Source organism: Alteromonas sp. KUL106 (assembly GCF_009811415.1).
Lineage (GTDB): Bacteria > Pseudomonadota > Gammaproteobacteria > Enterobacterales > Alteromonadaceae > Alteromonas.
Window position 1 is genome coordinate 1 of the sequence record NZ_BLIG01000006.1, and the last position, 12,877, is coordinate 12,877.

The 12,877-nt window shown below is 46.2% G+C and carries 7 protein-coding genes and 1 tRNA gene; 5 read left to right on the forward strand and 3 right to left on the reverse strand.

What is annotated here, in order from left to right:
• From GVO63_RS02220 to smrA, 4 genes are all read left to right on the forward strand, one after another.
• Window positions 1-4,143 (forward strand): S-layer family protein (locus GVO63_RS02220; RefSeq protein WP_201281865.1); only part of this gene is annotated, 4,143 nt, incomplete at its 5' end.
• A gap of 178 nt (window positions 4,144-4,321) precedes the next feature.
• A tRNA-Arg gene (locus tag GVO63_RS02225) sits at window positions 4,322-4,396 on the forward strand.
• Between the two features lie 130 nt (window positions 4,397-4,526).
• Window positions 4,527-4,652 (forward strand): hypothetical protein, encoded by a 126-nt coding sequence (locus tag GVO63_RS19740; protein WP_268891596.1) that lies wholly within the window; start codon window positions 4,527-4,529, stop codon window positions 4,650-4,652.
• Window positions 4,653-4,812: 160 nt separating this feature from the next.
• Window positions 4,813-5,400, forward strand: a complete 588-nt coding sequence (gene smrA, locus GVO63_RS02230; protein ID WP_159577972.1) for a DNA endonuclease SmrA — start codon at window positions 4,813-4,815, stop codon at window positions 5,398-5,400.
• Between the two features lie 144 nt (window positions 5,401-5,544).
• Here the strand turns inward: smrA and GVO63_RS19485 are convergent, their stop codons facing one another.
• Together GVO63_RS19485 and purL are read right to left on the reverse strand one after the other, a co-directional pair.
• Entirely contained in the window at window positions 5,545-5,685 is a 141-nt protein-coding gene (locus tag GVO63_RS19485; RefSeq protein WP_012517588.1) for a hypothetical protein, read from the reverse strand.
• A 257-nt stretch (window positions 5,686-5,942) separates the two neighbouring features.
• Window positions 5,943-9,836: a phosphoribosylformylglycinamidine synthase gene (gene purL, locus GVO63_RS02235; RefSeq protein ID WP_159577973.1), complete on the reverse strand. Its 3,894-nt coding sequence runs from the start codon at window positions 9,834-9,836 to the stop codon at window positions 5,943-5,945.
• A 176-nt stretch (window positions 9,837-10,012) separates the two neighbouring features.
• Here purL and mltF point away from each other — a divergent pair, with 176 nt between their 5' ends.
• Window positions 10,013-11,416: a membrane-bound lytic murein transglycosylase MltF gene (gene mltF / locus GVO63_RS02240; RefSeq protein ID WP_159577974.1), complete on the forward strand. Its 1,404-nt coding sequence runs from the start codon at window positions 10,013-10,015 to the stop codon at window positions 11,414-11,416.
• 406 nt (window positions 11,417-11,822) lie between these two features.
• On the opposite strand, the gene tadA is transcribed toward mltF, so the two are convergent.
• Window positions 11,823-12,566, reverse strand: coding sequence for a tRNA adenosine(34) deaminase TadA (gene tadA / locus GVO63_RS02245; protein WP_308469285.1), 744 nt, complete (start codon window positions 12,564-12,566; stop codon window positions 11,823-11,825).
• Between the last annotated feature and the right edge of the window lie 311 nt (window positions 12,567-12,877).

The window sequence follows — 12,877 nt, forward strand, 5'->3', positions numbered from 1 at the left end:
ACTTATACCGCAACTGTTACCGCTACGGATGCTGTGGGTAATTCTGACTCAGCTACAGGTACAGTTGTCATCGATACCAGTATCGATGGAAACAATAACGGGCAGACAGTAACGTTCGATAGTATTTCAAACGACTCTGGCGTGGCTGGAGACTTTATTACTAGCGATAGCACACTTATCTTCAATGGAACGGTGGACCTTGGTGACAATACCACCCTAACCGTTACCGTTGATGGTACGTCCTATACCTTTGGCACTGACCCCGAACTTACTATTGATGGCAGCGGTAACTGGAGCCTTGATTTAACGGGCACTACGCTACCAGCGGGTACCTACGCGGTGGTGGCAACAGTCACCGACGAAGCAGGTAACTCGGCGAGCACAGCAAGCCAGAATGTTGTAGTGCAGGCTCTCGATGCTATAAACGACGGCAACACCGTTGATATGGGCGAACCCGTGGTTACTGTAAATCCACCGGAAACCACTAGCGACGTGCAGGTGATTGGCTTAGCAGAGTCTACAGGTGGTGTAGACGCAAGTGCTTCCTTTACCGTTTCCCCTAACCATGTAGGTGAAGTATTAGTAGAGGTTGACCAAATAGCACTGGTTGCTGTTGCCGATGCCTACATTGTTGAGGTGTATGACGAGAGCGGCCAGCTTGTTTATCAAGGGGTAAGCGCAGACTCACAACTTGCCGATGTCGGTGGTCTAGACATTTTCAATGTTACTGGCGATGAGACTATTTCGTTCTCGTTAGCAGGCCTTGACGCTGGCACCTACAGCGTGGTGGTCCGCAATGATGAAAATATACTGGAAGATTTATTAGACAATGACAACAGTAACGACGTTGACCTTGATGAACTAGGGACAGCAGGTGTCGTGCTTGGGCCTGATAACCAAACGGAAGTTCTTAATTTCGTTGAAACAACGTTAAACGGTGGAATTTTAAATGTCGTCTTGCCCGGAACCGTTGGCACGCAAGTTAGAGGGATCCTTGAAGGTCTGCTTGATACAACTACTGTAATTGGCGCAGGTCAGCTGGTTGGTCTACTAACTACGCCAATAAACGCGCTTGGTATCACAGGCCTCCTCGACGCTGTGGCCGATGTTCTTGCCGATGCATTGCTCAGCAATACGTTAACCCTATTGCAAGACACTGACATCACCACCACATTAACCGAATACACCTACACAGGTGATTTAGTGGCCCAAGGCAACCTAATTGACGGTGACTTAAGTGGTGTGGGCACTGACACCATTTTAGACGGTGCTCAAGTGACATTGGTCACGAATGCTTCTGGTGATAGTGTTGCTGTTCCAGCTACAGGCACCGTCACCATTCAAGGCAACTATGGCATACTAGAAATTGCTGCAGACGGTACATACACCTATACAGCCGACGGCGACCGCAGTGCAATTGGACAAAGTGAAGTGTTTAACTACACCTTATCCGATGGTGAAACCTCTGATATTGCGGCACTTACCATTACCATTTCTGGCAGCGACTTCCCGCCTGTGGTCGCACAGACAGATAATAATGATATGGAGCTGGGTGCGCAGACGGCCATTGTGAATGCCCCTATTACCGACAGTGATCTACAAGTAATCGGCTTAGCAGAGGGCTCGCCAGCAGCGGGCTCGCCAACAGCAAGTACTACACTTACTGTTGATGCTGGTTTCTTTGGAGAAGTGGTTGTAGAAGTCAGCCAGACTGCACTGGTCGCTGTTGCTGATTCATACCGAGTGGACATTGTTGATGCAGATGGCAATGTGGTTGCCACGGCCATGACACCAGATAACCCTTTAATAGGTGATGTAGCAGGTGTAAACCTCATTGGCCTCACCGGTGACGATACCCTTATTGCGACATTTTCAGGGCTACCATCTGGTAGCTACACAGTGGTTGTTCGCAACGATGAAAGCACGCTTGAAGCGCTGTTTGATCAAAATAATGACAGCTCAATTACGTTAACTGAGTTAGGAAATAGCGGCGTCGTTCTTGGAGAGGAAAACCAGGAAGTGGTACTTACTGCTGTTGAAGATGCACTAAACGGTTCCAACGCGAGTGTTCTCAATGGTCTAGGTTTAGGTACGATAGTACGAAACCTTATCCTAGAGCCAGCGTTGAGCACCGCAGACACGATAGGTGCCGGCGATTTAGTGAGTACCATTACTACAGGCTTGAATCTATTGGGGTTAGGGGCATTGGCAGATGCAGCATTAGACGCTGTAGCAGCGGCATTGCTAAGTAATACACTTACTTTATTACAATCTACCGATGTGACTTCAACACTTACTGAATACGCGTTTGAGGGCAGCACTACAACGTCAGGAAATGTCATTGATGCTGCTAATGCAGGTGATGTGGCAGATAGCATTGCTGAAGGCGGTGTGGTTACGCAAGTTACCCATACCAATGGGGAGTCGGTCACCGTATTAGGTACTGACTTGTCGGGCATTACTATTTCAGGTGACTATGGCGATTTAACTATATTTGAAGACGGTAGCTACACCTATGTAGCCAACGGCGTGCGCGACGGCTTAGGCAACACGGATAGCTTTAGCTATACCATTTCAGACGGCACGAATACCTCTACTGCCAACCTTAATTTTAATTTGTCAGGGCAAGGGATATCGGCAGACTCGGCCCGTGCTGAATTAACCTATGACTTTGTATCTGAAGCCGGTCCAAGTGACATAGATGCGCTTTCACATAGCTATTTGCTAGGGCTTGGAGGTAGCTTTAGTGATACCAGCAGTACCTTTGCGGTAACTGCAAATACCACTCAAGATATCACATTAAACGTCGATAACGGCAGCCTGTTATCACTGGTTTCGAGTCTTACTGTAACAGTAGAAAAATTCGAAAACGGATCGTGGGAACCTTACCGAGTGTTCCCAAACGGCGAGCTCGTTAGCTTATTAGGTATTGATGGCGATACCGTACTTACCGTCAACGGACTTACTGAAGGATTGTATCGGCTATCAATGAATGGCACCACGGGGCTTGGGGTAGCAGGCAGTATTAGTGTGGATCTATCCTCTACTGTTAACTATCTTGATCAGTTTGAAGTCAGTAGCGTACAAACGGCCACCGGCAACCTGTTTGAAAACGATGTGCTGTTTGGCCCAACGTACGACGTCACGGTTTCTACTGACGGAACAACGTTCCAAGACCCAACGGGTGGCATTACATTAATTGGTGAATACGGTACGCTACAAGTTGATGAGACGGGGGCATACACCTATACCCCAGACAACACGCTAGCCGTTTTTGGTGGGACTTTAACGGATACCTTTACTTATCGTATCGCTTATCCAGACGGTACTGTCGAGCAAGCAGAATTTAATGTCTTTGTGACGGCATCCGGTGAAGGTGTTCCTGATGTGGTGACAGGCAGTTTATCTGAGCCTGTAAGTGCGTCAGATAGCAATGGCACAGTGGTAACTGACGAGCCTACTGCACCTGACGTGATTGACCTAACAGGGCAAACGCTTCAAACAGTCGACCTGAACGCTGAAACTAGACTGGTAACACCAGAAAACGAGCCCACTGCACCGCTTATGAGAACAGAGCCTTCAGCGATAACCGAGCCGTTAGCGAGTCCAGAACCTATAGAGACCACGCCAGATATCATTACGCTACCTGAAGAGGAGATCAGCACACTTGGTACCACTGTTGGCGATAGTTTCGGTGGTGGAGATACCATTGACTTGACGGGCACTATGCTTGATACCGTTGATATTGGCGGACCTTTACCTAACACGCCACTCGACGGTTCGAGTCCGCTTTCGCCTGATGTTTCTACCCCTGAAAGTTCGACTCCGGAACCGATTACTTCAGGAACCATACCAGAGGATACTATTATCCTGCCCGAAGAAGACGATATTGTATCAGGTGGTCCGGTGACAGAGATAACCGTTGATGTTGTAGATATAGATCTTCCGCCAGAGGATTTAATTCTTCCTTCAACAGAACCTACATCAACTGATTCAGGCAGTGAGAGCACATCACCTGATGTTTCCAACGGAATCGTTAGCGATACCTCAAAAGAAAGCAGTAGTGATGTTACAATTGCTTCCACGACGGAGTCTGAAGTACTGAAAACTGCGATCGACAAACTTCCACCAACAGATATTTAGTCTGTCGCGGGCTCAGTTTAAAGCCCTCGTTATTTACGGGGGCTTTCTATTTAAAATCAAAGGGAAAATGGGAGGGCGTAGTGATGTAATGCAGTGTAATAAAACCACCGCACCCCATTGATAAATATGAAGGTTTCGTATTTCATCGAACTACGTATAATAGAAATCAATGCATTAGGTCCCCATAGTTTAATGGATAAAACAAGGCCCTCCTAAGGCTTAGATGTTGGTTCGATTCCAGCTGGGGACGCCATTCTTGCTCACCAAAACAAAAATTAAGTAAAGGTAGCGATACATTTCTTTTCTTTTGAATGTGTTTATTCCTTCAGCTTTGATTGTAATTTAATCGAAATAAGTAATACTGTTTAAAACAGGAGAGCATAATGACGTTCGATTTTTCCCCTTTCGAAGACACTGACAATAATAATGAAAGCGCGAATGATTCAGGCTTTACTGAAGAAGAATGGATTGCTATTGAGGCATTATCAGAACCTGGCGCCATCTTCTAAACGATGAAATTTCCAAATTAATCCCCACCTTGTAAAGACCACCGGTCTTGAGCCTAGTTATTCTTTGCCGTTCGTTTTTCAGTAAGCATGCTTAGCAATAGACCATTGGGCACAAAATAACGTATAAGTAACAATGTAGTATCCAGTGCGGGGAATTAAAGTGAGCCAATTTCAAAACGACGATATCGATTCTTTCTTTGCAGAAATGCAGGATGTAAAACCTATCGCTTCAGATGATAAAGCTTTATTACACGACCCTGAAAAAGCCCTCGCAGAGAAACAAAAACGTGCCGCAAGGCAAATGAGCGTGCGTGAGAAGCTCGCTAATCCATTGAGTATGGAAGGTGTTAAGCCTGTGCCGCCGGATGAGTTTATACATTTTCAGCAGCCCGGCATTCAAGACGGCGTGTTTAAAAAACTTCGTCTTGGCAAATACCCGTTAGAGACCAACGTAACACTTGCTGGAAAGACCTTGGAGCAAAGCCGAGAGCTAATTTATACCACGATTAAATCCAGCCATGAACGAGGAGTTCGCGCTCTGCTCATTAAGCATGGGACGGGGGAAAATAGTAAGCCCTTTCCAGCATTAAAGAAAAGCTACGTTAATCATTGGCTACGTGAACTCGATGAAGTGATTGCCTACCATACAGCACAACCTATGCACGGCGGGTTTGGCGCCACTTATGTATTACTGAAAAAACATCCTCATCAAAAGCTGATCAATAGAGAGAAAAATAAGAAAGGATAGAGTGAGAGGCACGTATGATAGACGCCGCCTGATCTCGTGCGCTTTTTGCGTAAGTTGCCGTTTGTGAGAGCTTATTCCTCAGGCTTCAATGATTAACGCCCGTATCAAGCGACTTGATACGGGCGTTAGAATTTTTCTTTCAGACTACTTAACTGAAGACAGCACACTTAGCGTTGTTGGAGCTTCGGCAGACTTCGCAGATGTGCTAAAAACAGCAGTTACGAACATCAGCACTACAGCTACAGCTACTCCGGTTAAGCCAAACCCTTTTGAAGAACGATTCATTGGTCGTCTCTTATTATTAAAACCAGTAAGCAAATGCTAATCACCGGTACAACCCTAACTCAACTCCTGTAACCTAATTGCATTCCTTGCCTGCACTACAATAGATCAGTGACAAACTGATGACAAGGGCAAAAATCAGATTTTTGACACTTTGACAGAGGTTTGACGCCTATTTAAGGTATGCGCATTTATTAAACAGTATTTTTATAGTAATTAAACTGGGGGTCTCCCCCCTGTTTAATCAAGAATGCTATTTTTTAGCCAACAAATTTACGGGCGTTTCTGAAGATACGCATCCACGCACCGTCTTCTTGCCAATCGTCTGGACGCCACGAATTTGCAACGGCTCTGAATACACGTTCGGGGTGCGGCATCATGATAGTGCTTCGCCCATCTAGTGAAGTGAGGCCAGTGATCCCTTGCGGTGAACCGTTCGGATTTGCTGGGTATCGCATGGTTGGCTTGCCATAGTTGTCTACGTAACGCATCGCCACTTGTGCGCCAACTTGTGATAGCGCGTTGTCATTGGCAAATTCAGCCTGACCTTCACCGTGTGACACAGCAATAGGCATACGAGAGCCTGCCATACCGTCAAGCAGTACTGACGTAGACTCCATCACTTCCACCATTGCAACACGAGCTTCAAAACGCGCCGACTGGTTCGTAACAAAGTGTGGCCAGTGCTCAGTACCAGGAATCAGTGATTTTAAGTTTGATAGCATCTGACAACCGTTACATACGCCTAAACTGAATGTATCGTTGCGATTAAAGAAGCCTTCAAACTGATCGCGCGCCATACTGTTAAACAATATAGATTTCGCCCAACCTTCACCTGCGCCCAATACGTCACCATACGAGAAACCACCACAAGCAGCAAGACCAGCAAATTGCTCGAGGGTAATGCGACCGGCCAAGACGTCACTCATGTGAACATCTATGGCATCGAAGCCAGCGCGATTGAATGCCGCCGCCATTTCAAGGTGAGAGTTTACGCCTTGCTCTCTTAATATCGCCACTTTCGGCTTAGCACCTTTGGCAATATAGGGCGCTGCAATGTCTTCGTTGACATCATAAGTCAACGCAGCGTGTAAACCTGGGTCTGCTGCATCTTGCTTGGCTGCATGCTCCTGCTCTGCACACTCAGGGTTATCACGAAGTTTCTGCATTTCAAACGTGGTTTGTGCCCACGTTGTACGCATTGATACGCGGCTATCAGCAAGTACAGCTACGCCATCGCGACTGAACTCAATCATGTCTGTGCTGTTAAGCGTACCGATATCGTGAGTCAATTCAGTTAAACCGAATTCACTCAGCACGGCATTAACTGCATCCATATCGCTTTCGAGTACTTGGATAACGCCACCCAATTCTTCATTGAATAGTACTGCAATGTCATTGCCTTTAAGGCTATCAAGGTCAACGCTTACGCCAGTTTTACCCGCAAAAGCCATTTCAGCCACAGTAGTAAACAAGCCACCATCTGAACGGTCATGATAAGCACATACCAAACCTTTTTCGATAAGTGCCTGCATTGCATCAAAGAAGGCTTTAAGGCGGGTAGCAGAAACCACATCGGCAGGGCTATCACCAAGCTGGGCATAAACTTGCGCTAAGCAGCTAGCGCCCAAGCGATTTTTACCTTCACCTAAGTCAAGCAGTAACAAACGGCTCGCACCTTTATCTGTGCGAAGCTGAGGCGTGACCGTTTTGCGAATATCTTTGACTGCACCGAAAGCAGAAATAACGAGCGATAGCGGAGAAGTCACCGCTTTATCTTCACCGTTTTCATTCCATGCCGTTTTCATCGACATAGAGTCTTTACCCACAGGAATGGTTAGGCCTAGCTCTGGGCAAAGCTCCTCACCTACCGCTTTAACCGCTTCATAAAGACCCGCATCTTCACCGGGGTGTCCGGCTGCTGCCATCCAGTTTGCAGACAGTTTAATGCGCTTAATATCGCCGATGTTTGCTGCGGCAATGTTGGTTAACGCTTCGCCCACAGCAAGACGTGCCGACGCACCGTGTGATAGAAGCGCCACAGGCGTACGTTCACCCATCGACATTGCCTCACCGTGGTAGGTGTCATACGCGGTTGCTGTTACCGCCACATCTGCCACAGGTACCTGCCATGGCCCCACCATTTGATCGCGACTTACAAGGCCAGTAACCGAGCGATCGCCAATGGTGATGAGGAAGGTTTTCTCAGCCACTGTGGGTAATGATAAAATACGGTTTGCCGCTTCACTTAAGGTGATGCCTGACTCGTCCAGTGCTGGCGAGCTAACCTTGGTCGAGCTTACTTCGCGGTGCATTTTAGGCGGCTTGCCTAAAAGTACATCAAGGGGCATATCGATAGGTTTATTATCAAACTGACTGTCGTTCAAGTTTAGGTGCTGCTCGGCAGTGGCTTCACCAACCACAGCAAACGGCGCACGTTCGCGGGCACAAATCGCTTCAAAAACCGGCATGTTTTCTGGCGCGACAGATAAAACATAGCGCTCTTGGGATTCGTTACACCATAGCTCCAGCGGTGTCATACCAGGCTCATCAGACAATACTTTTCTAAGTTCAAAGTTGCCGCCACGGCCACCGTCATTGACCAACTCAGGCAGTGCATTTGAAAGGCCACCTGCGCCCACGTCGTGGATAAATTGAATAGGGTTGTCATCCCCTAACTGCCAACATGCATCAATCACTTCCTGGCAGCGACGCTCCATTTCAGGGTTGTCACGTTGTACTGATGCAAAGTCTAAGTCTTCGTTTGACTGACCAGATGCCATTGATGACGCTGCACCGCCGCCAAGGCCAATGTTCATCGCAGGGCCGCCAAGTACTATAAGCTTAGCGCCTACGGTGATTTCGCCTTTTTCAATATGCTCACGACGAATATTACCTAAACCACCAGCGAGCATTATGGGTTTGTGATAGCCGCGTACTTCAACACCGTTGAAGCTATTTACTTCCTGCTCAAAAGTACGGAAATACCCCAGTAGCGCAGGACGACCAAATTCGTTGTTAAACGCAGCGCCACCTAATGGGCCTTCAAGCATAATATCAAGGGCGCTCACAATACGCTGGGGCTTGCCGTATTCGAATTCCCACGGCTGCTCAGCACCAGGTATGCGCAAGTTAGATACGGTAAAACCAACCAGACCCGCTTTAGGTTTTGAACCACGACCAGTAGCCCCTTCATCACGGATTTCACCACCAGAGCCTGTTGCCGCACCTGGGAAAGGTGAAATTGCCGTTGGGTGGTTATGGGTTTCTACCTTCATCAAAATGTCGATATTCTCATGATGGTATTCGTATTGATGTGACTGGGGGTTCGGGAAGAAGCGCCCTGCTTGCCAGCCTTCCATTACCGCTGCATTGTCTTTGTAGGCTGAATACACGTGATCTGGCAACAATTCAAACGTGTTTTTGATCATCTTAAAGAGCGACTTTTCTTGCTCTACGCCGTCAATGGTCCAACTAGCGTTAAAGATTTTGTGGCGGCAGTGTTCTGAGTTTGCTTGGGCAAACATATAGAGTTCTACGTCAGTTGGGTTTCTTCCCAGCTTTGTAAAACTATCAAAAAGGTAGTCAATCTCATCATCGGCTAACGCTAAGCCTAACGACACATTTGCATTTACTAACGCGTCCTTACCTTCACCTAATACATCGACGCTGGTAAATGAATTCGCTTCGGTGTGCGCAAACAGTACCGCCGCATCATCCGTTTTTGTAAATACTGACTCTGTCATTCTGTCGTGCAAAAAGCTCGCAACTAGCGCAAAGTCTTCTTCGCTTAGTTCTGTGCCTGCTTCTGTTTCTATATAAAAAGCACAACCGCGCTCTATGCGATTGATATTTTTTAAACTACAGTTGTGAGCGATATCGGTGGCTTTAGAAGACCAGGGAGAAATAGTGCCAGGGCGAGGTGTGATGAGGAAGAGAGTTCCAGATGGTGTTTGTGCCTGCCTCGCGGGGCCGTAAGTGAGCAGCTTTTCAAGAATGTCTATTTGCTGCTTAGATAAGTCACCTTGGGAATCGACTAGGTGAACGTATTCGCTATATAGGTTTTTTACCCTAACGCCGGATTGACCCAGCTTTGCAATCAGTTTAGTTTGGTTAAACTCTGATAGTGCAGGAGCGCCTCGTAGGACCAACATATTGATTTACCTGGTTTGTTAGAAACAACGACCACCAATGCGACGCGTTGCCTCTTAGATTGATGAGTATTTCGGCGCGGATTATAAAGTAATAATGGATAGTAAGTAACCTCATAACGCACTTACATGAACTTTTTTTTAAACTTAGACGGTTTAACGACAACAAGTAAAGGTCTATGCAGTCACCAGACTATAAAAAGCGATTAAAACTACAATTAATATTCATATTATCGATTGCTGTGATGAGTTGTGGCGTTCCTTCGGTTCCCACCGCTCTGTCTTCATTATTGGAAAGGGAGTCGATCCGCGTAGGAACAGTTTATGGTGCAGGCACATTTTACAATGGCGCTGAGGGTCCACAGGGTTTTGAATATGAATTGCTGGCTGGATTCGCCGATTTCCTTGGCGTAACTCTCGACCTTTACCCTTTTTACAGCTACGAAGTCATGCTGGAACAATTAGAGGAAGGTAACCTGGACATTGTTGCAACTGGCGATGCAGTTAGCCCTTCACTGAAAAAACGCTTTGCTTATGGACCTGCTTATCAACACGTTCAACAAGAACTTGTGTTTCAAGCTGGGATGTCGAGACCCAGAGATCTATTAGAGCTTGATGCCCCAATTATTGCAGTCGCAGGTAGCAGCCAAGCCCATCTACTGTCGCGCTTGTTAGAAAGTTTGGGCGACAAAGTCAGTGATGACGAAAGCGTCGAAACAAAAACTCAACTTATTACAACTGAAGATTCAGACTCTGAAGAACTGTTGCAACAAGTTGCCAATGGCGACATAGCGTACACGGTTGCAGACAGCAACCGACTGGCGCTTCAGCGCAGACGCTATCCCAATTTAGCCGTGGCGAAAACCCTTGACGAAGACATGCCAATGGCATGGGCGTTGCCGTTGCATCAGGACGACTCTGTAAAAGCCGCACTAATTGAATATTTTGGTACCGTCCATCAATCTGGCTGGTTTACGGTATTAGAAGATAAATATTTTGGCCATATTAGGCAGTTTGATTACGTAGACAGTCGTGCATTTAACGATGCGGCCGAAACCACACTGGCCCGGTATAAACCGCTGTTTCAGAAATATGCTGGCGACCTTGACTGGCGACTGTTAGCAGCAATGAGTTACCAAGAAAGCCACTGGGATAGTGATGCTATTTCACGAACGGGAGTACGTGGACTAATGATGCTAACCCTAGATACTGCTAGCGATTGGAACGTTGATGACAGAACTGACCCTGAACAAAGCATTCGCGGGGGTTCTCGTTATTTCGCCAGCTTGTTAAATAGGATCCCCGCACGCATAAGCGAGCCTGATCGAACTTGGATGGCCATGGCTTCGTATAATATTGGCATGGGACATTTAGAAGATGCACGAGTGCTTACTGAGCGACAGGGTGGAAATCCTGATCTATGGGTGGACGTAAAGCGCCGCTTGCCCCAATTAAGGCAAAAGAAATATTACCGCACTACCCGATATGGCTATGCTAGAGGCGATGAAGCGTTGCAATATGTTGAAAATATTCGCCGCTATTACGACAGCTTAGTATGGTTAGACGAACAAGGAAAAATTTAACGTCGTACTACGGCTCCCTCCTCTTGAAAACTGTCATTTCGATGTCATCTTTATTGACTACCCTAGGAAAGCGTTAGACAACACTAACTCACTTTCTCAAAAAACAACATGCGACAAAAAATATGCAATCTTAAAACGACTGACAGTCGTTACTAGTGAGGTATAAGGGAAAGGAGAAAAAATGAAAAAAAATCGTTTTATGAAAAAAGGAATAAAATTGAAAAATAACAATAGACGTAGACTTATGCTTAAACGATGTCATCAAAAAGTACTTCAACGACGTAAGCTTTTTGTGACCAGTGACATGTTCACTCAGTTGACTCGCACACCGAGTTAATCCATTGGGCGGCGCAATGTGCTGCCCGCAGAGCTTTCAATCTAGAGATTTAAAAATATTAAGAGTCAACTAACAGGACTCGCCACCCTCTTTGCATTTTTTGGCTTTTTTAGCGGCCTTAATCTCCTGCCTTCGTTTGCGAAAAAAGTTAGACAATTTACTAGCACAATCTTCAGCGAGTACTCCCGACACTATTTCAACCTGATGGTTTAGCGCTGGATGATGAAGTAAATTCATCACCGAGCCCGCTGCTCCCGTTTTCGCATCTTTTGCGCCAAACACGACGCGCTTAACGCGAGCATGCACCAACATGCCAGCGCACATTGAACAAGGTTCTAATGTCACGTACAAGGTAGCATCAATTAAACGGTAATTTTGAACGTGTGAGGCAGCCTCTTTTACAGCGCGGAGCTCAGCATGGGCGGAAGGATCATTGTCTGTGATAGGTGTATTATACCCTTCTCCGATGATCTCACCGTTTAATACTACACAAGCCCCAACTGGCACCTCACCTATTGACTCAGCCTTATCGGCAAGCATTAAAGCATGCTTCATCCAGTGGATGTCTTGCGTAATCTCTTCATTTGTTAGCGTTCTACCATTGTCTTCGAGGGTTTTCTTAACGTGAACACCATCAACCTCCTGAGACGGACTATTGTCAATCTTTATCGATACTAATCGCTCAGTTTCACGCAATCTCTCTGTTTCACTCAATCTCTCTGTTTCACCCGGTAAATCTTGTTTCTGATTACCTGCCCGCCCCGGTTCTTGGGCCAGGTCTGCTGAGAGAGAGTTACTATTTTGGTCATTCATTCGTCAGATTTGCTATTTAAGTTGGTGAAATTGGTTAACCGCTATTTTTAATTTGGCTTTAAAAATACCTTAACACTTTAAAAAGTAATGACTTTTGTCACTTGGCAATGTACTTGCTAACTTTCATTATAACACTGCTGAGGTGAAGGAATTAACTGGTTACATTTTTTAGCAAAAATGTGGAGAAATGACCTTTATAATGTTCAAAGCCTAGCAGCAAGTTGCTAATATGTAGTGAAATCAAATTGACTAAATTTGAGTGTGAATTAGACAAATGAACATATTTTCACCTACACTGTTTTAACGCCGTT

Bases quoted from the DNA above. Each gene is read 5' to 3' on its own strand.
- GVO63_RS19740 (WP_268891596.1), top strand. From the start codon at position 4,527: ATGACGTTCGATTTTTCCCCTTTCGAAGACACTGACAATAATAATGAA.
- GVO63_RS19485 (WP_012517588.1), bottom strand. From the start codon at position 5,685: ATGAATCGTTCTTCAAAAGGGTTTGGCTTAACCGGAGTAGCTGTAGCT.
- purL (WP_159577973.1), bottom strand. From the start codon at position 9,836: ATGTTGGTCCTACGAGGCGCTCCTGCACTATCAGAGTTTAACCAAACT.
- mltF (WP_159577974.1), top strand. From the start codon at position 10,013: ATGCAGTCACCAGACTATAAAAAGCGATTAAAACTACAATTAATATTC.
- tadA (WP_308469285.1), bottom strand. From the start codon at position 12,566: ATGAATGACCAAAATAGTAACTCTCTCTCAGCAGACCTGGCCCAAGAA.